We start from the raw sequence: 24,373 nt of genomic DNA, 5'->3' as shown, positions 1-24,373 counted from the left end.
TCCGATTTCAGTTCCCAGGTCTTTTTGGTCTCACGGCGTTCAAAGGAAAACCGTCGAGAAATAGGGCACGGCTGCAATCACCAGGAGGCCGATCATCAGCGCGCCGATATAGGGCCAGATGGCCTTCATGGCGTCATCCGGCGAGACATTGCCGATCTTGCAGGCGATGTAGAAACCGATGCCGATCGGCGGCGTCATCAGGCCGATATTCATGGCCGTCACCACCACCATCGAATAGTGGATGTCGTTGATGCCGAGCGAGCGGGCCACCGGAAACATGATCGGCGCCATCAGCACGATCGCCGGCAGGCCTTCCAGCACGCAGCCAAGCACCATGAAGATCAGGATGGTGACGCCCATGAAGGTCATCCATCCACCCGGCAGCCCCTGGACCGCCTGCACAAGCTGCGCCGCAAACCCGGTCTGGGTCAGCGCCCAGGCCATTGCGGAGGCGGCCCCCAGGATCATCAGGATCGCGCCGGAAAGGGCTGCCGTCTCCACCAGCATGGAATAGAGCTTCTTCAGGCTGATGCCGCCATAAAGCGTCGCGCCGATGATCATCGCGTAGAGAACGGCGATCGTCGAAACCTCGGTCGCAGTGGCAATCCCCTCGCCGACAGCCGTGCGGATCAGGAAGGGCAATACCAGCGCCGGAGCGGCAACCAGAAACGCTTTCTTGATCACCGAAAGCGGCGCCCCGCGCACGCCGGCCATGGATTCGTGCCTCGCCTTCCAGCGCGCCAGGATGGCAAGCACCAGAAGCAGGACCATGGCGATCGCGAAACCCGACGTGAACAGCCCGGCGATCGAAACGCCTGCCGCGGACCCGAGCACGATCAGGACGATCGACGGCGGCACGGTTTCCGCCATCGCCGCGCCGGTTGCCAGAAGCGCAATCATCTCCGGCGGCTTGTGGCCGCGGCGTTTCATTTCTGGAAACAGCGCCGGCGCCACCGTCGCCATATCGGAGACCTTGGAGCCTGAAATGCCGGACACCAGGAACATCGAGCCGAGCAGGACATAGGACATGCCGGCGCGGACATGGCCGAGCAGCGAGGCCAGAACCTCGACGATCGCCCTGCCCATGCCGGTCGCATCGAGCACGCAGCCAAGCAGCACGAAGATCGGCACCGAGAGCAGGATGATGCTCGACATGCCCTCGTCCATGCGGCCGATCATCACGAATACGGGCACGGAGGTGGTAAAAGTCAGGAAAGCCAGCGTCCCCAGGCCGAAACAGAAGGCAATCGGCACGCCGAGAACCAGGAACAGCGCCACGAAACCGACGAGGAAGATCGGGATATTCCAGTTGCCGATCTGCTTGAGGCTCGGTCCGACGAGCCAGAGCAGCGCGGTCACAGCGGCAATCACCGCCACGGAGATCGCGACCTGCCTGAGGTTCGATCCCTTTAACGCATTGGCGACGGCGAGGATCAGCATCAGCCCGACGCCGACCGGCAGGGCCGCGGCGCGAAAGCTCATCGGAATGTTGAGCGCAGCCGAGGTGATGTAGGATTCCTCGATCGCGTATTCATAAGCCGGGCGCAGCATCACGCCGAGGAAGAGCGCCATCAGCAGCAGGGCGAGCGTGTTCGCCAGCGCATGCACCTTCTCCGGTAGCATGCCGACGAAAAGCGTCAGCCGCAGATGTTCGCTGCGATCGACGGCCATGGCAGAACCGAGCATGGCAAGCCAGAGGAAGGAGATCGACGCCACCTCGTCGATCCAGACGATCGGCAGCGAGAAGACATAGCGGGAAATGACCCCGGCCAGCAAAAGCGCGATGATGCCGACGAGAAGTGCTGCGGCAACCGCCTCTACCGGCCGCATCCAGACGGAACCGCTCTGCTGCGGCGCCACGCCTTCGAGGCCGGCGAGCAGCGAAGCCTCGTCCATGGGCTCGATCGTATTACGGGCTGCCGTCACACGTCATCCTCCTCTGTGCTGCGCAGGGGACAGACGGGAGAAACGCTCCGGATCGATCGCGGATCAAACCGCAAATCCATGCGGACCACACCCCTCTCCGGCGTGACCGCTTCTCCTCCCGGCGTCCGGCTCCTCCAGCCATCCGCAGTGGTCCATGATCTGGATCTTATTCTTCTTCAAGTTGCCGGAGTTTGCTGAAGACCAGCAGATTAGGCAAGCATAAATTTGTCACCAGAGCAAAAAATTTTAAAACTGATCCACATCGTGGATCTCATCTGGCGGGGCCTGCAATTGCCTCAATTCAAACTGCCGGACACGGTCACATGCAGCCCGCCATCGATCGGGAGCTCGACCCCCGTAATGTATTTCGCCTCGTCGGAAGCAAGGAAAACCGAGGCCCAGGCGATGTCCCAGCCGTCTCCCTGGCGTTTCATCGGCGAAAGCGCATCCCTTTTGGCTTTCATCTCGTCAGGAGAGCCATAGTAGCCACTGATCTGTTTCTGGATATGCGGCGTGTCCATCACGCCCGGCAGAATCGCATTGGCGCGGATGCCCTTGGCCGCATATTCGATCGCAATCGCGCGCGTGAAGTGATTCAGTGCCGCCTTCGATGCATAATATGAAACGTAGGGATAGCCGGTCCATCGGATGGAGGCGAGCGAGGAAATATTGATGATCGCCCCGCCACCCTGCTTCTCCATGATCGGCAGAACGGCCTTGCAGGTGAGGAAGGCGCTGGTCAGATTGACGTCCATCACCTTGCGCCAGCTCTCTTCGGTCGCCTCAGCTGCCCCGCCCGGCAGGTTGATGCCGACATTGTTGTGCAGCACGTCGATACGTCCGAAGCGCTCCATGGTCCTTTCGACGACGACGGCAATATCGGAGGATTGGGTGACGTCGGCGGCGAGCGCCAGGCCCGTGCCGCCTTCGGATTCGATGACGTCGAGCGTATTCCTAGCCGCATCGAGATTGACGTCGACGCAGACGACGCTGCCGCCCTCGCGGGCATAGGCGACGGCAGCGGCCTTGCCGTTCCCGAAACCCGGGCCGACCGAACCGGCGCCGAAAACGAGAATGACCTTGTTCTTCATGCGATCCATAAATTGCTCCTCCGAGCCACCCTCCCCGGTGACTCGAACAACTTACGGTGCGGTTTTCGTTCGGTCCATGTTCAATCGCGGACAGAACATGTTCAAAAAGTACATAACCGCTCAGAAATGCCCGATGTCCGCGCATTTTCGCCGATATGCCGCAATGAGAAAGTTATTTCGCACCTGCCGGGCTGGTTTCGAATGCGGCTCGGGCGAGGTATCGGGCATGGTCCCGGACGTCGATCGGCCAACTGTCCGTCAGTTCCTTGAAGCGGCCCTCCTGTCCGGCATAAAGCGCCCGCGCCGCTTCTTCGTATCCCGGCTGATCCCCAGCGAGCGCCCGCATGAAACGATCGGCGGTCTCCTGAGCGCGGCGCCGATCATCTCCAGAACTGCCGGCTGCACGCGCCGCATCGACGAGCCTGCGCAGAGCAACCGACGCGCCGCCCGGCTGCTGGCCGAGCCATTCCCAATGCCGCGGCAGCAGCGTCACCTCGCGCGGCACCACGCCAAGTTTGGGGCGCCCGGGCCGCCGTTCCACCGGCTCCGCAATATCCCTGGGAAGGCGACCGAGACAGTCTTCGAGTGTGCCGCGGAGGTCGAGATCGACCGGCTTTCCCGTCGCATCGTCAAAAACCAGGACGCTTCCATGTTCACCCTTGATCGCCGTCACGACCTCGGCCGGTGATCCGCTCGCGATGCGGTTTTCGCCTCGAAAAGCTGTCCAATGAAAATCTGCCATCTGCTTCCTCGAAATTGAGACGCAGATTTATCCGGGTAAAATATGCCCGTCAATCCGGATCAGGCGGTCCGCTGTCTCAGGCGGCCGAGACCTTCGCGAAGATGACCCGCGGCGCGGATGATCGCCCGCCGTGCCGACGGTTCGATGGTCCGTGCGATGATCCAGGCAACAAAAAGCAGGACGGCGATCAAACCCAGAGCGACGAGCCAGCGGTTCTGCTCGGTCCCGAAACGGGCAAATACGGCATAGCCGATATTCTGATGCAGCAGGTAGAGCGGATAGGTAAGACCGCCGAGCCCGACCGCCAATGCCGGAGAAATGCGCAGCGACGGGGCCGCCACGCAGACCGCAACCGCTGCAAGGGCCAATGGCCCAATGAGGGCGAGCCCGACAGCGTTGCGGCTCAATGCATATGTTGCGACAAAATCCGGTTCGGTCAGGAAGGGCGTGGCGATTGCCCAGCAGACTGCGGCAGCGAGCACGCAGAGGCTTGACAGGGAAGCGCGCTGCCTAACCTTGTAGAGCGCCAGACCGAAGGCGAAATAGCCGGAATATTCGGTGATCAGCAGTTTCTGGATCGCGCCGCTGCCGATAAAGGCCTCGTTGACGACGGAAATCGCCAGCCATGCCGGCACGACAACGCGCCAGCCGCGCTCGAAAAAGCCGGTGGCGATCAGCAGGAAAACCCAGAAGTAGAAGATGATTTCGTAGGCGATCGTCCAATAGGCACCGTCAAGGAACGGTTGGCCGAGGCCGCGCGAGATGATCACCACATGCGCCAGCCATTGCCTGACCGTCGGCGGATCGAGGGTCGGCACATGCCAGACGGCGAGCACGGCGGCGGTGATCGTCGCGCAGACGATGAAGGTCGGCCAGAGCCGCGCGAAACGACCAGCCGCGAAATCATAGGCCGAGCGCCCTTCCGCCGACATGGTGATGACATAGCCGGAAATCGCAAAGAAGATCAGCAGGCCCATATCGAACCACATGGCGAAAGGCGCGAGTTCCGGAAACCCGATGCCACCGCCTTCACCGGAAATCCTCATGCGGAAACCGTAATGGAACGTCAGCACCATCAGCGCCGAGACGAGGCGCAGGATATCCAGGTTCAGCAGCCTTGGCGTCTTCGCGGCCGTCATCCGATCCTCGGGGCGTGGAACAAATCCGCCTGACCCTATCGCACCGGCCTTTGGAAAACGTGAATCCTTCCGGGAGAATATGAGCGGTTCCGGCTGGAAGACGCCAGCGACGCCGGGACTTCCCTTCCCTTGACGAATATCGTTTGTTGTCAAATTCATGACAGGGCCCACAGAAGGTCCCGAGGGAGGTTTCGATGTCGATTTTTCTCTGCGGCGCCTGCGGCACGTCCTTCGAGGAGGCTGAGGACGCGCCGCAAAGGTGCCCCATCTGCGCGGACGAGCGTCAGTATGTGCCGCCCTCCGGGCAGGTCTGGACCACGACGGAAAAGCTTGCGCGGACGCACCGGAATGCCTGGAGGCAGCTCGAGCCGGACCTGATGGAGATCCAGACCGTTCCCGCCTTCGCGATCAACCAGCGCGCCCTGCTGCTGCGGACGCCGGCGGGAAATATCCTGTGGGATTGCATCGCGCTGCTGGACGACGCGACCAAGGCGATCGTCCAGGCGCTGGGCGGTCTCAGCGCCATCGCGATATCCCACCCCCATTATTACACGACCATGCAGGACTGGGCAGCGGCCTTCGATGCGCCGATCTACCTGCATGCGGCCGACAAGGAATGGATCTGCCGTCCCTCGGATCATGTCCGGCTGTGGGACGAGGATGCGCTGGTGCTCTCCTCTTCCGTTACGCTGGTGCATGGTGGCGGCCACTTTGCCGGCGGCACCGTGCTGCACTGGACGGGCGAGGACGGCAAGGGCGTGCTGCTGGCTGGCGATATCGTCCAGGTCACGCCCGGCACCGACCATGTCTCCTTCATGTGGAGCTATCCCAACATGCTGCCGCTGAGTGCCGCTGAAGTTGCCGATGTCGCGGAGCGGCTGGCACTTTGGCCCTTCGAGCGCATCTACGGTGCCTTTTCGCACCAGAATGTCCGAAAGGATGGACAGGCGATCGTCGCACGCTCCGCCAAGCGTTATATCGACCGCCTCTCACAATAAAAAATGCGCGGGCGTTTGCCGCCCGCGCATTGGATAAATGCGAAAACCGACCCCTTACTTCAGGCCGAGAAGCTTCTTGGCATTGCCTTCGTAGATCTTCTGGCGAGTGGCGTCGGAGATGTCCATGTTGTCGAGAACCTTGATGGTCTCGCGGATATACATCGGGCCGCCTTCCGGATCGAACGGCGCGTCGGATGCGAACAGCACGCGGTCTTCGCCGAAGAATTCGATGGCGTGCTCGATTGCCTTGGTCGAACCGAAGCTCGCCGTATCGGCATAAAATTCCTTGAAGTATTCGAGATGCGGGCGCTCGAGGGCCTTCAGCACGGTCGAGAGGTCGCGGTCGGACGTGCGCTTGCCCATCTGGTCCCAGCCCGCTCCGACGCGGCCTTCGAAGAAGGGCACCATGCCGCCGGCATGATGGGTGACGACCTTGAGACCCTTGTACTTGTCGAAGATGCGCGAGAAGACGAGGCGTGCCATCGCGGCCGAGGTTTCATAGGGCCAGCCGAAGGTCCAGAAGATCTCGTATTCCGAGCGGTCTTCGGTCAGGTAGTCCGGGAAGTTGGCGCCGCGCGACGGATGCAGGAAGACCGGCTTGCCGGACTTGGCCATATATTCGAAGAAGGGCTCGAACTGCGGCAGGTCGAGCGGCTTGCCGCTGTAGTTGGTGAAGATCTGGACCGCGCAAGCGCCGAGATCTTCGACGACCCGCTTGGTTTCCGCCATCATCCATTCCTGGTTTTCCATCGGCACGGTGGCGATGAAGGCCGGGAAGCGCTCCGGATATTTGTCGCAGAGTTCCTTCTGGGAATCGTTGCCGATCCGGCCGAGGTCATAGGCGCGCTCGGGGCCGGCCAGCTTTTCGAGCGGCGGCGAAGCGAGCGACAGGACCTGCTGGTAGTCGCCGCCGAACATGTCCATCACCTGGAAACGACGGTCGAGATCGGTCATCATCGGCACCGCGCCCGAGCGCATGGTGACGTCGGTCATCGTGCCGATATAGCCGATCAGCTTGTCGAAAAAGGGCTTTGGCCAGATATGGTTGAAAGCGTCGATCTTCTTCATGGAATGCTCCTCCTGCCTGTCCTGCTGCGGCACCGCGAACTTAAGGGATGTCCAGTGCCCTGAGGGGTTTAAAAAATCCGCAAGCGGAGAACTGCCAAGGTCCAGCCACGCTCCGCCGCGGCAAGATGCGAAGGCAGGCGCCGAAAGTCAACACATTTTCTTGTAATATGAGATTATCGGCTGGAAATTCTATGTCGATGCGAGGCGAGCGCGGCGCTGATCTCGCCGGCTGCAAGCAGGACTTCATGACCGATCTTCTCTGCGAGGGGGCCGCCGACATGATCCTGGGCGATCGTTACGGAAAAACTTGCAATCGGGCTCTGCCCCGCGTCGAAGATCGGCGCTGCGAAGCCGACGACGCCGGGCGTCACTTCGCCATAGGCCACGGCATAGCCCTTCTTGCGAACGGACTTCAGGCCGTCCAGGACCGCTTCCACGGTGTCGCCGGCGCCCGCCGCCTGCCATTCGTCGAGCGTGCGCGTGATCAGCGGCACCAGATTGCGGCGCGGCAGGAAGGCGACGATGGACCGGCCGATCGCGCCGCGGCTGAGCGGCATCGGCCGACCGCGCGGATAGCTGCTGATCGCCTCATGGCTGGAACTTATCGAATCGACGCAGAGGATCTTTTCGCCGTACCAGCGCACCAGAAGCGCGGTGCATTCATATCGCCCGGCGAGCTTCTGGAGATAGGGCGTGCCGGAGAGGATGAGGTTGTCGGATTTCCTTAAAAGATAATCCATCTCCACCACCCGCGGCCCGAGCGTGAAGCCGGTATTCGGCATGGAGGTCAGAAAACCGCTCTCTTTCAGGATCTTCAGATAACGGTAGAGCGTCGGCCGGCTATAACCCAGCTCCTCCATCAGCTCTTCCGGCGTCCATTCCAGACGATCCTCGGTGAAAACCTCAAGGACTGCCTGCAGGCGCTCGAGACTGTTGACGGCCTTTTTTCTCAAAGATGCTCCCGCTCCCTGCTGGCGGCGCGTGACATCAGACCGGCCGGACATTCGGCAATAACGATAATCCCGAAAACTGCAATGGCAAGTGGCGCTACTCGGCGGCCTTGAGCGCGGGAAGGCGGGCACCATCTGGAGCGCTGACCGTCTCCTCCGTCGCAACCACGCGGCGGATCGCTGCCAGATATTCGGCCTGAAGTGCGGTCGGCTGCCAGTTGCGGCGGGTGGTGACGCCGATCGACAGCGGTTTTCCGGGCACTTCATAATTCAGAAGCGTCAGGAACCCGGCCTTCAGCTCATGCCGGAGCTGGTGGCGGGAGAGCAGCGCCAGCCGGTCCGTCTGCATCAGGATACCGCGCAATGCCGTCAGCGAACCGGTCTCGACGGTTCCCTGCATCTGCGGTCCATCGGAAAACTGCGCCGCCAGCGCATCGAAGGTGCTGCGGTTGGGCGTACCCTTGCGTGCCACGACCCATGGGTAGGAGGCAAGTTCGGCAAGCGAGACATCCGTCTTGCCGGAAAGCGGATGACCGGCACCGGCGACGACCGCCAGCCGGAAATCGAAAAGCGGTTCCTGCACAAGCGACGGCGTCAGGCGGCTGCGCAACGCACCGATCAGAAAATCGATATGCCCCATTTCCAGATCGCTGAGCAGCTGCTCGTAGCTGCCTTCGAGGATCTCGAACCGCGCCAGCGGATGGGTGAGGGACAGCGAGGCGATTGCGTCGGGCACGATGGTGGTGCGCGCCATCGGCAGCGCCCCGATCGATACCAGGCCGTCGAACTTGCCGCGCAGTTCCTGCACTTCCTCGGTGGCGTTGCCGAGCTCTTTCAGCGAAAGGCCGGCCCAGCGGGCAACGGCACGGCCGGCGCTCGTGAACCGCGTCGCGCGGCCGTCGGCTTCGAAGAGGCTCGTGCCGAAGATCGCCTCGGCATTGCGCGCCGTGCGCTGAACCGCGGCACCCGATTGTTCGAGGATGCGCGCCGCACCCGGAAACCCTCCGGTCTGGGCAAACGCCTGCAGGGCGCGCAGGTGGGAGATGGTCAGCCTTGCGTCGGCGGCGGAGCCTCGCGACCCCGTATCCGCCTGGAGTTTTTGGCAACCGGTACGAATAAGTTCAAGCGCGCGCAGCGAACGAGCCTGAACGACGCGGCCTGCCGGCGTCGCCATGGCATGCCCCGAACCGCGCTCGAGAAGCCGGGTGCCGAAAAGGTCTTCGAGACGGGAAATCGCCTGCGACGCCGCAGGCTGAGTAACGCCGACGACATCAGCCGCCTGCGTCAGCGAGCCGGTGCGCAGGCAGGCGCAGAAAAGACGAATGTGGCGCAGATTGGGATAGTCCACGTATCTGTCCTCCCCTGCCGGTCTCCTCCCGGCAGCGGGTCAAGCGGGGCAAGCCTATCGCCTGTCCCGCTTCGGTTAAATCACGGTGCGACGTTGCGCTCGCCGGTCTGCTGTTCGTTCATCCATTCCGCGCTGGCACGAATGCCGCCGAGCGGGAAGACATGGATCTTCTCAATCAGGCTTTCCGGATGGGCGGTCTTGTAGTTGGCGATGTCGGTCAGCACTTCAGTCGGCTCGTAAGGAACCAGCAGCTTGCTGATATCCATGGCACGCTTCTGCAGCACGCCGAGCGACGGGCCGACGCCGCAGGCGATGGCAAACTTGATGAGTGTCTGCAGTTTGGTCGGACCAGCAATCCCAAGGTGGATCGGCAGCTTGACGCCTGCGGCGGCAATCCGCTCTGCCCAGGCGATGACCGGCTTGGCGTCGAAGGCGAACTGGGTGGTGATCGCCATCTCCGCATCGGTGCGTTCGGAATAGGCCTGCTTGAACTTCAGCGCCTCGTCGACAATCCTGGAACTGCCGTCCTTGTCGATATCCTTGTTGCCCTCCGGATGGCCGGCGACATGCAGGCGCTTGAAACCGTAGCGGTCGAACAGGCCGGTTTCGATCAGCTGGATGGAGCTGTCGAAATCGCCGGCCGGCGTCGACACGCCGCCGCCGAGCAGCAGCGCCTGGTCCACGCCTGCCTCGTTTCTGTAGCGCTTGATCCAGTCCTCCAGGATCGCAAGGCTTGGAATGATGCGGGAAGGAAAATGCGGCATGACGGGGAAACCGTCTTCGTGGAGGCGCCTTGCAGTCTCCACCATGTCCTCGATCGGCGTCCCGTCGATATGGGCGATATAGACCCGCGTGCCCTTCGGCAGCAGCGCCTTGAAATCGTCGATCTTGGCCGCCGTGCGCGGCATGACTTCGATGGAATAGCCGTCGATAAGGTCCCTGAAGCCGGCTGGCTCCGCGGCCTTCTCTTCCTGCTTGCTCCTGAACAGATTCAAAAGTGCCATTGTCGATCCTCCCCCCATTTAGCCAGTGAAAACGTCCGCTCAGAACGGACGGAGCGGCGTGCGAGAAGACTTTTCTCGCACGCCCTGACCATCAGAGGGCCTTCTTGGTGCGCCAGCTTTCGGCGTAATTTTCACGTGCTTCCTGAGCGTAGGGCACGGCTGCCACGCGAACGCGGATCTCGGCCTGCTTGTGGCCCTGCTCGACCGAGGTCTTGGAGGTGCCGCCATCCGGCTCGCCCCAGACGAGCGTCAGGATGTCGTTTTCCTTGATGTCGGCATCGACGACACCGAGCGACAGCATGGAACGCTCGTTGTAGCTATAGCCGTTGAACATCGAGAGGCCGACGACCTTACCGTCCTTCAGGACCTTGTCGAAGCTCGACGAGGCGTAGTTGGAAAGCGGGAAGTCGATCCACTTGGCAGCCTGCTCGCCCGGCTGGAAGGCCGAAGCGATGACCTTGACGACGTCGTCGGAATTCCACTCGAAGGTGACCTTGCGGCGCTGCGGGGTCGCCTTCTGCTTTTCGACGGCGGCGCGACCGACGAAGTCGTGGTCGAACTTGACGTAGACGCCGTAACCCAGCTCGTAGGGGTTCAGGTAGTAGTCTTCGATATTGTCGGAGACGTAGCTGCCGCCGATCGAGCCCGAGGCTTCATAGCTCTGGGCAGAAAGCCAGTCGCGATAAGCCTGCAGTTCGTCACCGGTATAGATCGCCGGAAGCGGCGACGGGATCCAGCCGGATTCCAAGGTGTTGGTGGCGTAGGCGCGGCTGCCGACCGGGCGCAGATCGACGCCGGCTTCTTCCGCTGCCTTCAGGATGGCGGCGCGGACTTCGTCCTTCTCCGCATAAGGACCCCAGATTTCGAGACCCGGAGCGCCGGCCATGCCATGACGCAGGGCCTGGACCTTGCGGCCGCCGACATTGATCCAGTCGACGTGGAAGAACTTGATCTCCGGGATCGGGCCGCCGTTCATCTTTTCAAAGACCTTCGGCGCATCCGGACCCTGGATCTGGAAACGGTAGTGGATGCGGGTGACGAGCTTGCCATCCGGACGCGAAGGCGAACGCGGATCGTGGGTCAGCTTGACGTTGAACTTGCCGAGCGAGGCATTGTAGAGCAGCCAGTTGGCGGTCGGCGCGCGGCCGACGAGAACGAACTTCTCTTCGGTTTCGCGGAAGATGATCATGTCGCCGATGACGTGGCCGGCCGGCGTGACCGGAACATAGTGCTTGGCGCGATCGACGCCGAAATTGGCGAAGCTGTTGATCGACAGGCTTTCGAGGAACTTGGCAGCATCCGGGCCTTCGACGACCAGTTCGTCCATGTGATGCGACTGGTCGAAAAGAACGGCGCCTTCACGCCATGCAGCCTGCTCCGAACGCCAGTTAGAGAACTCCGGAGCGACGACCGGGTATACATAGATGCCGGTCTTGGAGTTGCGCAGATGCTCGACGGTGTTACCCGCATCCTTCAAAACTTGAGTGAGATTGGCCTGAGTCACGGAATTCCTCCCTATGGTTTGTCTGTGGCTTGCGATGTCGTGTATACATGACGGCATCGCGAGACAAATTCAAGGGGAAATATTCGGCAGGCTGATGATCACCTCCGGATAGTAAACCGAAGGCTTCCGACCATCAAAAACCTGCGGCAGGCAGTCGGGTCTCAGGAGTTGAGGAGCACCAGGCCCGGAACGGTCAGCATCAGCTCGGGGTCCTCGAATACGGCGTATTCGAGGTTCTTGCGGGCGATGCGGGCATGCTCGCGGGCGATGAATTCGGCCCTCGCGCCCTCGCGCCCGGCAATCGCCGACACCAATGTGCGATGCTGTTCCTGCGCGATATGCAGCGACTGGCGGAAGGCCGCCACGTGAGCCCGACCTGACAGGAAGGCCGATGGTGAGGCGAACGGCAGCCGTGTCGCCCGCTCAACCTCGCGCTGGATAACGGTGCTGCCGGAAAGCTCGACCAGCACCACATGAAACCTTGCGTTCGCCTCCGAATAAGCTTCCAGATCCACATCGTCCGCAGCTTCGCCGAAACAATCGTCGAGCCTGGCCTGGATTTCCCGAAGCTGATCCAGCCCCGCCTGCGAGACGCCGCGTTCCGCCGCAAGCCGCGCCGCGGTCCCTTCCAGCACGCCGCGCAGCTCGATCGCGTCGACGGCATCCGCATAGGTGAAGCTGCGGACCACGAAACCGCCATTCGCCAGCCGGTCCAGCAACCCCTCTTCCGCAAGGCGCGACATCACCTCTCGCACCGGCGTTCGGGAAATCTGCAGCGTTTCGGCCAGCGACACCTCGAAAAGCCGGGTGCCGCCGGGATAATCGCCGCTCAGGATCTTCTTGCGCAACTCCATCAGCGCGCGCATCGTGTGGGTCGTTCTCGAGGTCTCTTCCAAATCCGCACCTTTGCCCGGACAAGGCGCACAACTTCCGCCTGTCGATCACAAATCTTAGCCATATCTGATGGATTGGCCAAGCCTCATGTATACAGGGGTTTCAGGCTGTGGATGACAGCGGGTATTTCGGGCGGAAACGAACGGCGCGTATACAAGGAAGGCCCTGAAGAGACGGCCTTATTTGCCTTCGCGCCGAGCCGAAAGAACCCGCGCGACCGTATCCCTGAGATCGTCGGCCGGCTTCACGCCGCTTGCCGCCATCTCGTCTTGGACCGCGGCGATCTCGCGGGCGAGGCCACCGTTCAGCCCCAGCGCATCGAGCGTGACACCGCTTTCCCGCATCTCGGCAGCCCTGCGGCGGCCGTGGCGGGTTGTACGTTCGAACTGGTAGTCAGGGAATTTCGACCAGTCGAGGCCCGGAAAGCTGCCGGAAAGCGAAGCCAGGATTTCCTCGAAACAGCCCGACGCCTCTGCCGCCAGCAGCGCCTCGACGGTAATCGCTTCCAGGCCTTTGACGAACACGGAGCGCACCATCTTGATGGCCGTCGCCGCACCGACCGCCTCACCCGCAACTTCGGCGCTGAAGCCCAGGCTTTGAAAGCGCTCCAGAAGCTCGACGGCGTTTTTGCCGGCGAGCAGGACCGGCGTCGCATGGCCCTTCGGATGGACGGGGGCCATGACGGCCATGTCGAGATAGTCGGCGCCGGTCTCGTTGATCAGCGCGGCAGTCTCGCGTTTGCGGCCAGGGGAGACGGAATTGATGTCGATCAGCAGCGCGCCCTGACCGAGATACGGCGCGATGGACTGGGCCGCCTTGAGGCTCTGGTCGGCCGTGACCGCGCTGAAGATCCACTCGGCATCGGCAAGACCCGCAGGCGAAGCTTTCGGCCGGACGTCGCGGCCTGTCATCGCCGCCTGCATCTCGCCCGCCCTGTCGGCATTGTCGAGCAGCAGGTCATAGGCACAGAACTCGCCATCCTGCAGTTTCGGCGCCAGGCTGTCGTGAAAGGCGCGTGCCGCTTCGCCAAAACCCAGAAATGCGATCCTCATGCCCGTATCCCGCTCTCAGTCGCCGAAAACCACGCCGTCGAAAAGCTTGCGCGCCGTGCGCAGCACGGCCGCACGATAGACCTCGCCATCTTTCATGGTGGCGATGACGCTCATCTCGCCGGTCGGATGCTCGACCGACAGCAGCTTCTCGTCGCCGTCTGGAATGACGGCCAGTTCCGAAGCCGGGCCTTCCGGCAGAAGGCAGGCGGTCGCAACGCTGACCGCGCCGAGCACGCCGATCGCGTCATGGCACGTATGCGGGATGAAGGTCCGGGTCGAGATCGCTCCGCCCGCCGTCGGCGCCGAAACCATGGTCATCTTCGGAACGGATTTTTTGGTAACGTCGCCGAGGTTCATCATAGGCCCGGCCTTCAGCCTGATCGCCTCCAGCCTGGCGCGCAGTTCCTGGTTCGCCTCGAGATCCTTGGGGCTCTCGGTGCCGGTAATGCCGAGCACATCGCCGCGCATGACGACGCAGGGCATGCCGTTGTCGATCAGCGTGCAGGCGACGCCTTCGATCACGTCGACCGCATTTCCGGTCGGCAGCAGCGCGCCGCAGGAGGAACCGGCCGTATCGGCGAACACGATCGGCACCGGCGCGGACGTGCCCGGCACGCCGTCGATCCGGGCCTCGCCCTTGTAAGTCACCCGGCCGCCGGGCGTTTCGATCGTCGCGATGGCGATCTGCCCGGTGTTTTCCATGAAGATCGAGACTTCGGTCCTGTCGCCCTTGACCGGCACCAGCCCGCGCTCGATTGCGAAAGGCCCGATACCGGCAAGGATATTGCCGCAGTTCTGCGCATCGGTGACGATCGGCTGGTCGACGAAGACCTGCAGGAAGAGATAGTCTACATCGACGCCTTCCCGCTCGGATTTTTGAACCACGGCCACTTTCGAGGTCAGCGGATGGGCGCCGCCCATGCCGTCGATCTGGCGGGCATCGGGCGAGCCCATCGCCCGCAGCAGGAAGTTGTCGCGATCGGCCGGCAGGTCGGAGGCGAGAAAATATCCGCCCTTGGATGTTCCGCCACGCATCCACATGCAGCGCACGCCGGTTTCAGTGTCAGTCATCTCAATCTCCCTTCTTCTCCCCTGTGGGGAGAAGGGAAAGCGGCCTCCACCGCTTTAGATATACCTCAGGCCTTTTTCGGCGAGCTTGCCGCGCATGTCGTAGATATCGAGGCCGAGTTCACCGGCGGCGAGCCGCTTGCGCTTGTCCTCTTCGGCAGCGACCCTGGCCTCCGCCTTCTTGGCAACCGCTTCGGCTTCCTCGCGGGCAACCACGCAGACACCGTCGTCATCGGCAACGATCACGTCGCCGGGGCGAACATAGGCGCCGGCACAGACGACCGGGATGTTGACCGAACCGAGCGTCTCCTTGACGGTGCCCTGGGCAAAGACCGCCTTCGACCAGACCGGGAATTTCATCGCGGTAAGATCGACCACGTCACGCACGCCGGCATCGATGATCAGGCCCTTGCAGCCACGCGCCTGGGCGGAGGTGGCAAGCAGGTCACCGAAATAGCCGTCCTCGCAGGGGCTGGTCGGAGCGAGCAGCAGGATGTCGCCGGCTTTCAGCTGCTCGATCGCCACGTGCAGCATCCAGTTGTCGCCCGGAGGGGCCGAAATGGTGACGGCACTCGCTGCAAGGCGCGCGCCCGGATAGATCGGTCGCATGTAGCTGGCAAGCAGGCCCCTGCGACCCTGTGCTTCATGGACGGTTGCAACGCCGCAGGCAGCCAGCCGGTCGATGACCGACTGATCCGCGCGTTCGATGTTCTGGACGACGACCGACATCAAAGCTCATCCCCCTTAGAGTTCATCGACAGTGCGCGGGAAGACCGACTGGAAGCCTTCCGCATGGGTGGACTTGCGGCCGCTGGCCTGGCCGCCGGAATTGCGCATGAAATGGTTGCCGCGGTTCTCGGCGACGTTCTTGTAGAAGTCCCAGAGGTGTTCCTGGCCTTCCATGCACTGGATGGCCGCCCACTTCTTGTCCCAGACGGGCGAGATGTCGAGGAAGACGTCCGGCTTCCATTCCATCTGTTCGGTCTGGTGCGGCTCGAACAGGTAGAGCTGCGGCGCCCCAAGAATCTTCTCACCCGGATTGTGGCCCCAGGCCTGGGCGATCATCCGTGCCTCGATCGCCACCTGCGTCGCATACATATGGTCGGTATTGTAGGGGTCCCACTTAGAGTGGGAGAGCATGAATTCTGGCTGCACCTTGCGGATCACATCGACCAGCTTGAACTTGGCGTCCTGGTCGACGACCAGCGGATAGTCGCCAAGATCGAAGAACTGGATGTCGGTGACATCGAGTGCCTTTGCGGCGTTTTCTGCTTCCCTGCGGCGCTCCGTCTTCACCTTTTCGAGCGTCATACCCGGGTTCTTCCAGAGCTTGGCACTTTCGCCGCGCTCGCCATAGGACAGGCAGATGACGGTGACGTCGTAACCCTTTTCCTCATGAAGCGCGATCGCGCCGCCGCAACGCCAGACGAAATCCGCCGAATGGGCGCTGATGACCAATGCTGTCTTTGCCATGGGATGCCTCTTGACTTACTTGTGTGCCACCGGCGGCGTGCCGTGCGTATGGAAGGTTTCGATCGTCTTCATGCCCCAGGCCTGGCCCTTCTTGCGGTCGGCCTCGGTCCAGACGACCGGCTTCCAGTCGGGACGAAGGATCAGGCGCGCGCCTGCATTGGCGAGCTCGACGCGATTGCCGGCCGGCTCCCAGACATAGAGAAAGAACGTGCCCTGGATCGCATGCTTGTGCGGCCCGGATTCGATGTGCACGCCGTTTTCCAGGAAGATGTCGGCGGCGCGCAGGATGTCTTCGCGCTGGTCGCAGGCATAGGTGACATGGTGGAAGCGGCCATGCGAACCGGTATGATCCTCGGAGCAGGCGAGATCATAGGTCTTGTTGTTGATGGTGAACCAGCAGCCGCCGAGGCGGCCGTTGTCGAGCTGGATCATCTCGGTAACCCGGCTGCCGAGCGCCGTGGTCATGAACTCGCGGATCAGGCTGACATCGGCGGCAAGCAGATTGACGTGGTCGAGGCGACGCGGGCATGCGCCGCGGCCATGATAACGCTGGGCGATGTTCTTCAGCGCCGGTTTTTCCTCCGGCGGCGCCACATATTCCCTGGTGTCCCAGTAGAGTTCGAACAGGTGACCGTCGGGGCTCTTGAACTGGTAGGCGCGGCCATGGCCGAGGTCACCTTCGCTCCAGCCAACGCCCCAGCCCTTTTCCTCGATTACCTTTACGCGGCGTTCCAGCGCTTCCGCAGACGACGTGCGATAGGCGATATGACCGACACCGGTGGTGTGATGCCTGGTGAGCTTCAGCGTGTGGAATTCGTAGTCGTCATAGGCGCGCAGATAGACGCTGTCGCCCTCACGGCCGCTTTCGGTCAGCCCGTAGACGCGCGTGAAGAAGTCGAGTGACTCGTCGAAACGATCTGAATAGAGCTCGACGTGGCCGAGATGGGCGACATCATAACAGGGTTCGGTCATGGCTTTTCCTAGATGGTCGATCTGCTGCGCCCGGCGGACAGGCGCATTCTCCTCCAAAATCGAGCCCGCGTCCTCCACTCCAACACGGCCGGCGCATGGGCGCCGCAGCTTGGCATGAAGACATAAAAGCAGATCGGCAGCCTGACGAATAGGTTCTGCTGACGCGGCATAAGTTTTGGTTGAGATCAGGGAAAAGCGGCTCGGCGATTGGCGAGCTGAGACGGGACTTTAAAGGCCCGAAGAAAACGGCGCGGCGGCAGAACCGCCGCGCCGCAAGACGTTATCCGCCGATATAGGGCGCAACTTCATGATAGCCGCGCCAGATCATTTCGAGCGCGACATAGAGGATGACGGCGAGACCGACATAGGCAATCCAGCGATGCTTGTTGAGCAGGCGGGCGATGAAGCTTGCCGCAATACCCATCAGCGCGATCGAGAGGACCAGGCCGAAAATCAGCACGGTCGGATGTTCGTGGGCGGCACCGGCAACGGCGAGCACGTTGTCGAGCGACATGGAGACGTCGGCAATGACGATCTGCCAGGCGGCCTGGGCAAAAGTCTTGCGGGGAGCCCCGCCGGCAACCGTGCCGTCGGCATCGAGATCGGCATTCTGAAGCGCTTCGTTCGCTTCATTCTCATGATCATGATGGGGGGTGCGTAGCTCGCGCCACATCTTCCAGCAGACCCAGAGAAGCAGGACGCCGCCGGCCAGCAATAGCCCGACGATCTGCAGGAGCTGCGTGGTGGCGAGCGCAAAACCGATACGCAGCACAGTCGCCGCGAGGATACCCACCAGAATGGCCTTGGATCGCTGCGCTTTCGGCAGGCCGGCAGCCGCAAGGCCGATGACAATCGCATTGTCGCCGGCCAGTACCAGGTCGATCATGATAACTTGCAGAAGCGCGGACAACGCCTCCGCGCTGAAAATTTCCATCATTTGGCACCCAATCTCTCAAAGGCGGGAGTGCCCGCGTGTGGACCGAGACGAACCTGAGACGCTCACGACCTGCATTTCCGCCTGCCGTAGGTCACCGCCGTTGCCGTCACATGATTTCCACGAACACCAGGCACCCAAGTTGGACTCATCCAGTCCGACATCACAGCTCAAGCATGAACTGTCAGAGGGGCCCGGTCCTGGTGGCGTGAGATTTAGCCGCATGATCGCAGAAACTCAAGTGGCGAGTTTATGAAACGGCCTGCTTGGGGCTGTTTCGCCAGGGATCCTCGACATCCGTTGCAATCTGCCCACAGCGCTAATGGCAGCATCGATGGAAGTGGCTGCCGCGAACCACCGGAGATTACGAAAGGGTGGGGTCGAGCTTATCGCGCAGCCAGTCGCCGACAAGGCTGATCGAAAGGGTCGTCAGCATGATCACAACCGACGGAGCGAGCATGATCCACGGCGCGCGCGTCAGGTATTCGCGGCCGAAACCGACCATGTTGCCAAGGCTCGTCTCAGGCGGCTGCACGCCGAGACCGAGGAAGGAAAGGCCGCTTTCCATCAGGATGATTTCCGGGAAGGTCAGTGTCATCGAGACGATCAGCGTCGAGGCAACGTTCGGCAGGATATGATGGAAATAGACCCGCGCCGGCGTCGCCCCGAGCTGCACGACGGAGGCCGCATACCCTTGCGAACTGGCGGAGATCGCAAGGCCGCGGGCAATGCGGGCGTAACGCTCCCAGCCGTAGAAACCCATCAGGCAGACGAGCAGCACCATCGACGAGCCGAAGAAGGCAAGCACCGCGAGCGACATGATCAGGAACGGCAGCGCCGCCTGGAAATCGGCAAGCACCAGCACGAGATGTTCGACCGCACCCCGGAACTGCGCCGCCGCGAAACCGAGCGCCGTGCCGAACACCGCCGACAGGATCGTCGCGCCGAAGGCGATGATCAGCGATACCCGGACCGACTGGAGCAGGCGTGAAAGCACGTCGCGGCCGAGTTCGTCGGTGCCGAGCAGGTGTTTCAAGGCGCCTGGATGGGAAAGGCGGCTCGACAGGTCCATGGCCGTGATATTGTAGGGGCGGATCTGGTCGGCGAAGACCGCAACCACGACCATCGCGGCCAGCCAGAGAATGCCGAGCCCGACGGTGAACGGCACGTTGCGCCGCAGACGCGTGATGGAAGTCGTATACCAGCCCGGCGTCCGCGAGGTTTCCGAAAGATTGATCGTAGCCATATCTCTTTGTCCTCAATGCGCCGCGTTGGAGCGAAGGCGGGGGTCGAGCCAACCGTAGAGCAGGTCGACGACGAGGTTCGAAACCACCATCGCCGCGGCGATGATCAGCAGGATGCACTGGACGACGGCAAGGTCGCGGTTGCTGACCGAGACGATCAGCAGGCGGCCGATGCCCGGCCACGAGAAGATCGATTCGACCACCACGGCACCGGCAATCAGCGAGCCGACCATGAATCCGACGATCGTCACGATCGGCACGGCGGCGTTCGGCAGCGCATGGTTCCAGACCACGTCACGCCATTTCAGGCCCTTGGCGGAAGCGGTGCGGATATAGGGCTGGCCCATCACCTCGATCATCGCGCTGCGCGAGAAGCGGGCGAGGATGCCGATGCCGCCAATGCTCATGGTGATCGTCGGCAGGATGCCATGCACCCAGGTGTCCTGGCCGCCGGACGGCAGCACGCCGAGGATGACCGCGAAGATCAGCACCAGCAAGAGACCCATGACGAAGGAGGGGATCGTGAAACCGAGAACCGCAAGCAGGATCACGCCGCGATCGGCAAAACTCTGGCGATGCAGCGCCGCATAGACGCCGGCCGGAATGCCGAAAACCAGCTTCAGGAGCAGCGCCGGCAAGGTAAGCTGCAGCGTCGCGGGCACGCGCTGCAGCACGAGGTCCAGCGCCGACGCCTTATCGCGCATAGATACGCCGAAATCGCCGCTGAAGATCGATTTGATATAGGCGAGATATTGGATCCAGAGCGGCTGGTCGAGCCCCCAGGAGCGACGGAACGCATCGACGGCCTCCTGCGGCACGTCCGGGCCGAGCATGACCTGCGCCGGGTCGCCTGACATGCGCAGCACGACAAAGGCGAAGGTGACGACGGCAAAGATGGTGATCATTGCCCGGAGGAGGCGAACGGCTATGAAGCGGATCATCAGGAACTCCTCAGGCTGCAATCGCGGCGGCTTCGCCGGCTACGACATGACAGGCAGCCGTGCGGCCATTGCCGATCGGGCGGAGCTGCGGCACGACGGTGCGGCAGATGTCCTGCGCCAGCGCGCAACGGGGATGGAAGGCGCAACCGGACGGACGATTGGCCGGGTTCGGCGGTTCGCCCTGAAGAATGACGCGTCCTTCGAGAATCTTGCCCGGCACCGGTACGCTGGAGACCAGCGCCTTGGTATAGGGATGCTGCGGCGAGTGGAAAATCACGTCGGAAGAGGCTTCCTCGACGATCCTGCCGAGATACATGACTGCCACCCGGTCGGCGATATTGCGCACCACCTTGAGGTCATGGCTGATGAACACCATGGCGATGCCGTTCTTTTCCTGCAGGTCGCGCAGCATGTTGACGACCTGCGCCTGGATGGAGACGTCGAGCGCCGAGACTGGCTCGTCACAGACCAGAAGTTTTGGGCGGGCAGCGAGCGCACGGGCAATCACGGCGCGCTGCCGCTGACCACCCGACAGTTCGTGCGGATAGCGACCAGCCTGATCCGGACGCAGGCCGACGGCCGCCATCAGTTCGGCGACCCGGGCTTCCTGGTGCTGCTTCGGAATGAGATTGTGGATTTCGAGCGGCTCGCCGATCTGCTTTGCGATCGTCACGCGCCGGTCGAGCGCTGCCAGTGGATCCTGGTAGACGAACTGCATCTTCGCCCGCAGCGCACGCCATTCCGGCGTCTTCAGGTGCGGCATCGGCTTGCCTTCGAACCGCACTTCACCGCCCTGTGCGGCGTCGATACCGAGCAGCATCCGCCCGAGGGTCGACTTGCCCGAGCCCGACTCGCCGACGACGCCCAGCGTTTCGCCGGGCTTCAGCGCCAGCGAGATGCCATCGACGGCGCGCACCGGATGCGCCTTTGCAAACACGCCGCGGCGGATCTGGTAGATACGAACGAGATTGTCCGCTTCGATAAGGGCGGTCATAGCAGCATGTCCTCGGTCACTCTGGCTCTTGGCTCGACAGGTTCATTGGCCTGAACCGGCCGGAAGCAGGCGAGCTGCCGGCCATCGGCCGACGTATCGAGCACAGGACGCTCGCTGCGACAGGCTTCAACTGCTCGAAAACAGCGCGGCTGGAAGGAACAGCCTTCGGGCAGATGTTTCGGGTTCGGGACCGTGCCGGGGATCGGAATGAGCCGCTGGCGGGGACCGTCGATCCGCGGGATCGCGTCGAAAAGACCACGCGTATAGGGATGGCGCGGCTCGGAAAAGAGCTCGGCGACGCTGCCTTCCTCGACGATCCGGCCGGCATACATGACGCAAACCCGTTCGCAGACCTGGGAAACGGCGCCGAGATCGTGGCTGATGAACACCGTCGCCATGCCGGTTTCGGCCCGGAGCTGGATGAGCAGGTCGAGAATCTGCGCCTGGATTGTCGCATCGAGCGCGGTGGTCGGCTCATCGGCGATCAGCAGGTCCGGTTCGCCGGCAAGCGCCATGGCGATCATCAAACGCTGACACTGGCCGCCCGAAAATTCGTGCGGATAGAGATCGAAACGGCGGCGGGCATCGGGGATGCCCACCATGTCCAGCAGCCGCAGCGCCTCTCTTTTCGCCGGGTCACCCCTCAGGCCGCGATGCAGCGACAACGCCTCGACGATCTGGCGGCCGATCCTCAGCACCGGATTGAGCGAACTCGACGGGTCCTGGAAGATCATCGCAATCCGCCCGCCGCGCACCTGTTCGAAGGCCTCGCGGGGGCCGCCTGCGAGTTCCTGCCCATCGAGCCGCACGGAACCGGTGACGCTTGCCTTGCCGGGAAGCAGTCCCAGAGCCGCAAGCCAGGTCACCGACTTGCCGCACCCGGATTCTCCGACGAGACCGACTGCTTCGCCCCGGCCCACATTGAGATCGATGCCGTGCAGAACCTGGACGCCGTCGAAGGCGACCTTCAGATCACGCAGCTCCACCAGATTGGACGATGCCCTATCCATATCCCGCTATACTCCCGCCTCCCGCCGTTTCCGGACCGAAGACATTGCCGTTTTTGAAAACAAATGCTCCGGCGGCCGCAGGGTCGCCGGAGCAGAGGAGAACGATCCGGTCAGATCGCCCAGTTGGAGGCGCGGAAGTCCATCGCAAAGGCCGGAGCGGCCTTCCACTTGAGCGACGACTTCATGCCCGTGAACACGGCGTTCTGGTGCAGGACCTGATAGACGGGGTCTTCGCGCTCGGCGATTTCCAGCATGCGGGCGATCGCCTTCTTGCGCAGCGCGCGGTCGGTGGAGGTTTCCATGACCTGCGCAAGCTTGTTCATTTCGGCGTTCGACCAGTCCTTCTTCTGCTGGATTTCGCCGTTCGGGCCGAACTGCACGACCAGCGGGGTGATCGGGTCGTTGATCGTATTGGAAGCCGACCAGTCACGGACGCCCTTGACGCCTGCCGGATCGTGGATCTGGCCCCAGTTTTCCTTCATTTCGATCTGCACGTTGATGCCGACCTGCTTCCACATCTCGACCATGATCTGGCCGTTGGCCGTCTGGTTCGTGTAGTAGTTGTTGAGCAGGCGATACGGGATCGGGTCACCCTTGTAGCCGGCCTGCTTGATGAGGTCCTTGGCGAGCTGCGGATTGAATTCTGGAGCGGCCCAGCCCTCGATGAACATGTCCGAGGTGCGGAAGGATTCGAACTGCAGACCGGCCGGGGTGACCGTCTGGCCGGCCCAGAGCGCCTCGACGATCGCCTTGCGGTCGATCGAGTGCGTCATTGCGCGGCGCATCAGCGGGTTGGCAAGGATCTGGTTCTGAGTGTTGAAGACCGAAACGCGGTGGTTCCAGATGGTCGAGCTCTGGACTTCAAAGCCCTTGGCAGCCTTGACCGTGGCGATCTGGTCCGGCGGCAGGTCGCAGGCGAAGTCGTATTCGCCGGAGAGCAGGCCGTTGACGCGCGAGGCGACTTCCGGAACTTCGACGAAGCGGATCTGGGCGAGCGGCGGACGGCCACCCCAGTACTGATCGAAGGCGACGAGCGTCAGCGAGACATCCGGCTTGTATTCGGCAACCATGTAGGCGCCGGTCGTGATCGGCTTGCGGGACCACTCGGTAAAGGACTTGGCTTCGTCCCAGGCGCGACGGTTGGTGATCTGGCTGCCGCCGGAATAGAGGCGACCTTCCATCGTGACGTCCGGCGTCGCATTGTGAAAACGGACGGTGTACTTGTCGACGGCCTCGACGCCTGCAAGAGCCGGCCACAGACGGCGGCCAACGCCGGGAACGGAAGCCGGCAGTTCCTTGACGGTGGTCGGCTTGTGCTCGGATTCGAAGATCGTCTTGCCGCCGGCCGGCTCGGTATTGCCGAACACGCGTTCCCTGGAGAACGAGAACACGACGTCGTCAGCCGTCAGCTCGTCGCCGTTGTGGAACTTGACGCCCTGGCGCAGCTTCAGTTCCAGCGTCTTGTCGTCGATGCGCTTCCATTCGGTTGCGAGACCCGGAAGCGGACCTTGGTTGCCCATCCAGTTGCGCAGGATGAGCCCTTCCCAGAGGTTCGGGAAGAAAACGCGCTCGCCGACATTCGACTGTTCGTGCCAGACGTCCAGCGAGTTGTTGTTGGTGATCTTCTGGACGGCGATGGTGATCGAGGGGCGCTTGTCGCTCTGGGCGATCGAGAAGCGCGGCAGGATCAGCGAACCGGCAGCGGCGCCGGCAAGGCCGAGCGTGCTGCGGCGGGTGAAGTTGACCATGGAAATTGTCCTTTGGCTTCGGGTTAATGGACGAGCTCGATCAGCCCCTGCGGGTTGGAGCGGTGACGGTTGAGGGCTCGGAAAGCTTGAGCTGATAACAGCAAGCGACCCGCGCGGGCTGAGGACATGAAAGCCGCTCGGCCCGGTTCGCGATGATGAAAAGTATTGCTGCGGCTCACGACTGACCCCCTGATTTGCAGGGGCTATTTGGCCAGTCTGTGTATCAGTTCCGTGACGCTATCTTGGCGATTCGATGAAATTGAACACGGATGC

At 62.4% G+C, this 24,373-nt stretch carries 22 protein-coding genes; 1 reads left to right on the top strand and 21 read right to left on the bottom strand.

The features are described 5' to 3' along the window. Positions 1 to 39: 39 nt before the first annotated feature. The 4 genes from J2857_RS26775 to J2857_RS26760 form a co-directional block, all read right to left on the bottom strand. Positions 40 to 1,896, bottom strand: a complete 1,857-nt coding sequence (locus J2857_RS26775; protein WP_210013387.1) for a TRAP transporter large permease subunit — start codon at positions 1,894 to 1,896, stop codon at positions 40 to 42. Between the two features lie 326 nt (positions 1,897 to 2,222). Next, on the bottom strand, positions 2,223 to 3,026 hold the full coding sequence (locus J2857_RS26770; protein ID WP_210013131.1) for an SDR family NAD(P)-dependent oxidoreductase: 804 nt from the start codon (positions 3,024 to 3,026) through the stop codon (positions 2,223 to 2,225). Between the two features lie 163 nt (positions 3,027 to 3,189). Continuing rightward, positions 3,190 to 3,759 (bottom strand): DUF2239 family protein, encoded by a 570-nt coding sequence (locus J2857_RS26765; protein WP_210013130.1) that lies wholly within the window; start codon positions 3,757 to 3,759, stop codon positions 3,190 to 3,192. A gap of 59 nt (positions 3,760 to 3,818) precedes the next feature. Beyond that, positions 3,819 to 4,898, bottom strand: coding sequence for an acyltransferase family protein (locus J2857_RS26760; RefSeq protein ID WP_210013129.1), 1,080 nt, complete (start codon positions 4,896 to 4,898; stop codon positions 3,819 to 3,821). 194 nt (positions 4,899 to 5,092) lie between these two features. On the opposite strand from J2857_RS26760, the gene J2857_RS26755 reads away from it, so the two are divergent. Beyond that, positions 5,093 to 5,896, top strand: coding sequence for an MBL fold metallo-hydrolase (locus J2857_RS26755; RefSeq protein ID WP_210013128.1), 804 nt, complete (start codon positions 5,093 to 5,095; stop codon positions 5,894 to 5,896). A 54-nt stretch (positions 5,897 to 5,950) separates the two neighbouring features. On the opposite strand, the gene J2857_RS26750 is transcribed toward J2857_RS26755, so the two are convergent. The 17 genes from J2857_RS26750 to J2857_RS26670 form a co-directional block, all read right to left on the bottom strand. Beyond that, the gene (locus tag J2857_RS26750) at positions 5,951 to 6,964 is read right to left on the bottom strand and encodes an amidohydrolase family protein (RefSeq protein WP_038546876.1); all 1,014 of its coding nucleotides are present in this window, start codon (positions 6,962 to 6,964) and stop codon (positions 5,951 to 5,953) included. A gap of 173 nt (positions 6,965 to 7,137) precedes the next feature. Then, a complete protein-coding gene (locus J2857_RS26745; protein ID WP_210013127.1) occupies positions 7,138 to 7,917 on the bottom strand; it encodes an IclR family transcriptional regulator in 780 nt (259 codons plus the stop codon). Between the two features lie 94 nt (positions 7,918 to 8,011). After that, positions 8,012 to 9,262, bottom strand: coding sequence for a LysR substrate-binding domain-containing protein (locus J2857_RS26740; RefSeq protein WP_210013126.1), 1,251 nt, complete (start codon positions 9,260 to 9,262; stop codon positions 8,012 to 8,014). An 80-nt stretch (positions 9,263 to 9,342) separates the two neighbouring features. Beyond that, positions 9,343 to 10,266, bottom strand: a complete 924-nt coding sequence (locus J2857_RS26735; protein WP_210013125.1) for a methylenetetrahydrofolate reductase — start codon at positions 10,264 to 10,266, stop codon at positions 9,343 to 9,345. 91 nt (positions 10,267 to 10,357) lie between these two features. Continuing rightward, complete coding sequence (gene ligM / locus J2857_RS26730) at positions 10,358 to 11,770, bottom strand: vanillate/3-O-methylgallate O-demethylase (protein WP_210013124.1); 1,413 nt, start codon at positions 11,768 to 11,770, stop codon at positions 10,358 to 10,360. Between the two features lie 161 nt (positions 11,771 to 11,931). Beyond that, positions 11,932 to 12,666 (bottom strand): GntR family transcriptional regulator, encoded by a 735-nt coding sequence (locus J2857_RS26725; protein WP_370689391.1) that lies wholly within the window; start codon positions 12,664 to 12,666, stop codon positions 11,932 to 11,934. A gap of 177 nt (positions 12,667 to 12,843) precedes the next feature. Continuing rightward, complete coding sequence (locus J2857_RS26720) at positions 12,844 to 13,716, bottom strand: NAD(P)-dependent oxidoreductase (protein WP_210013123.1); 873 nt, start codon at positions 13,714 to 13,716, stop codon at positions 12,844 to 12,846. Positions 13,717 to 13,731: 15 nt separating this feature from the next. Beyond that, entirely contained in the window at positions 13,732 to 14,787 is a 1,056-nt protein-coding gene (locus J2857_RS26715) for a 4-oxalomesaconate tautomerase (protein WP_210013122.1), read from the bottom strand. Positions 14,788 to 14,841: 54 nt separating this feature from the next. Then, positions 14,842 to 15,513, bottom strand: a complete 672-nt coding sequence (locus J2857_RS26710) for a 4-carboxy-4-hydroxy-2-oxoadipate aldolase/oxaloacetate decarboxylase (RefSeq protein WP_210013121.1) — start codon at positions 15,511 to 15,513, stop codon at positions 14,842 to 14,844. 15 nt (positions 15,514 to 15,528) lie between these two features. Next, a complete protein-coding gene (locus tag J2857_RS26705) occupies positions 15,529 to 16,257 on the bottom strand; it encodes a PIG-L deacetylase family protein (protein WP_210013120.1) in 729 nt (242 codons plus the stop codon). A gap of 15 nt (positions 16,258 to 16,272) precedes the next feature. After that, entirely contained in the window at positions 16,273 to 17,229 is a 957-nt protein-coding gene (locus J2857_RS26700; protein ID WP_210013119.1) for a VOC family protein, read from the bottom strand. A gap of 280 nt (positions 17,230 to 17,509) precedes the next feature. Beyond that, positions 17,510 to 18,166, bottom strand: a complete 657-nt coding sequence (locus J2857_RS26695; protein ID WP_210013118.1) for a TerC family protein — start codon at positions 18,164 to 18,166, stop codon at positions 17,510 to 17,512. 361 nt (positions 18,167 to 18,527) lie between these two features. Further along, on the bottom strand, positions 18,528 to 19,409 hold the full coding sequence (locus tag J2857_RS26690; protein ID WP_210013117.1) for an ABC transporter permease: 882 nt from the start codon (positions 19,407 to 19,409) through the stop codon (positions 18,528 to 18,530). A 12-nt stretch (positions 19,410 to 19,421) separates the two neighbouring features. Then, positions 19,422 to 20,348 (bottom strand): ABC transporter permease, encoded by a 927-nt coding sequence (locus J2857_RS26685; protein WP_210013116.1) that lies wholly within the window; start codon positions 20,346 to 20,348, stop codon positions 19,422 to 19,424. Between the two features lie 10 nt (positions 20,349 to 20,358). Further along, entirely contained in the window at positions 20,359 to 21,342 is a 984-nt protein-coding gene (locus J2857_RS26680; protein ID WP_210013115.1) for an ABC transporter ATP-binding protein, read from the bottom strand. Then, positions 21,339 to 22,352: an ABC transporter ATP-binding protein gene (locus tag J2857_RS26675; RefSeq protein WP_210013114.1), complete on the bottom strand. Its 1,014-nt coding sequence runs from the start codon at positions 22,350 to 22,352 to the stop codon at positions 21,339 to 21,341. The genes J2857_RS26680 and J2857_RS26675 overlap by 4 nt, the downstream gene beginning before the upstream one ends. A 110-nt stretch (positions 22,353 to 22,462) precedes the next feature. Then, the gene (locus J2857_RS26670) at positions 22,463 to 24,100 is read right to left on the bottom strand and encodes an ABC transporter substrate-binding protein (protein WP_210013113.1); all 1,638 of its coding nucleotides are present in this window, start codon (positions 24,098 to 24,100) and stop codon (positions 22,463 to 22,465) included. Positions 24,101 to 24,373 lie beyond the last annotated feature (273 nt).

It is taken from the genome of Neorhizobium galegae, from assembly GCF_017877055.1.
Taxonomy (GTDB): Bacteria; Pseudomonadota; Alphaproteobacteria; order Rhizobiales; family Rhizobiaceae; genus Neorhizobium; species Neorhizobium galegae_D.
Note: the sequence above shows the minus strand (reverse complement) of the source record. Positions and strands in the feature narration are given on the sequence as shown.

Bases quoted from the DNA above. Each gene is read 5' to 3' on its own strand.
- J2857_RS26760 (WP_210013129.1), bottom strand. From the start codon at position 4,898: ATGACGGCCGCGAAGACGCCAAGGCTGCTGAACCTGGATATCCTGCGC.
- J2857_RS26690 (WP_210013117.1), bottom strand. From the start codon at position 19,409: ATGGCTACGATCAATCTTTCGGAAACCTCGCGGACGCCGGGCTGGTAT.
- J2857_RS26710 (WP_210013121.1), bottom strand. From the start codon at position 15,513: ATGTCGGTCGTCGTCCAGAACATCGAACGCGCGGATCAGTCGGTCATC.
- J2857_RS26770 (WP_210013131.1), bottom strand. From the start codon at position 3,026: ATGGATCGCATGAAGAACAAGGTCATTCTCGTTTTCGGCGCCGGTTCG.
- J2857_RS26675 (WP_210013114.1), bottom strand. From the start codon at position 22,352: ATGGATAGGGCATCGTCCAATCTGGTGGAGCTGCGTGATCTGAAGGTC.
- J2857_RS26755 (WP_210013128.1), top strand. From the start codon at position 5,093: ATGTCGATTTTTCTCTGCGGCGCCTGCGGCACGTCCTTCGAGGAGGCT.
- J2857_RS26670 (WP_210013113.1), bottom strand. From the start codon at position 24,100: ATGGTCAACTTCACCCGCCGCAGCACGCTCGGCCTTGCCGGCGCCGCT.
- J2857_RS26695 (WP_210013118.1), bottom strand. From the start codon at position 18,166: ATGATGGAAATTTTCAGCGCGGAGGCGTTGTCCGCGCTTCTGCAAGTT.
- J2857_RS26685 (WP_210013116.1), bottom strand. From the start codon at position 20,348: ATGATCCGCTTCATAGCCGTTCGCCTCCTCCGGGCAATGATCACCATC.
- J2857_RS26700 (WP_210013119.1), bottom strand. From the start codon at position 17,229: ATGACCGAACCCTGTTATGATGTCGCCCATCTCGGCCACGTCGAGCTC.
- J2857_RS26735 (WP_210013125.1), bottom strand. From the start codon at position 10,266: ATGGCACTTTTGAATCTGTTCAGGAGCAAGCAGGAAGAGAAGGCCGCG.
- J2857_RS26765 (WP_210013130.1), bottom strand. From the start codon at position 3,759: ATGGCAGATTTTCATTGGACAGCTTTTCGAGGCGAAAACCGCATCGCG.
- J2857_RS26775 (WP_210013387.1), bottom strand. From the start codon at position 1,896: ATGGACGAGGCTTCGCTGCTCGCCGGCCTCGAAGGCGTGGCGCCGCAG.
- J2857_RS26720 (WP_210013123.1), bottom strand. From the start codon at position 13,716: ATGAGGATCGCATTTCTGGGTTTTGGCGAAGCGGCACGCGCCTTTCAC.
- J2857_RS26715 (WP_210013122.1), bottom strand. From the start codon at position 14,787: ATGACTGACACTGAAACCGGCGTGCGCTGCATGTGGATGCGTGGCGGA.
- J2857_RS26680 (WP_210013115.1), bottom strand. From the start codon at position 21,342: ATGACCGCCCTTATCGAAGCGGACAATCTCGTTCGTATCTACCAGATC.
- J2857_RS26750 (WP_038546876.1), bottom strand. From the start codon at position 6,964: ATGAAGAAGATCGACGCTTTCAACCATATCTGGCCAAAGCCCTTTTTC.
- J2857_RS26705 (WP_210013120.1), bottom strand. From the start codon at position 16,257: ATGGCAAAGACAGCATTGGTCATCAGCGCCCATTCGGCGGATTTCGTC.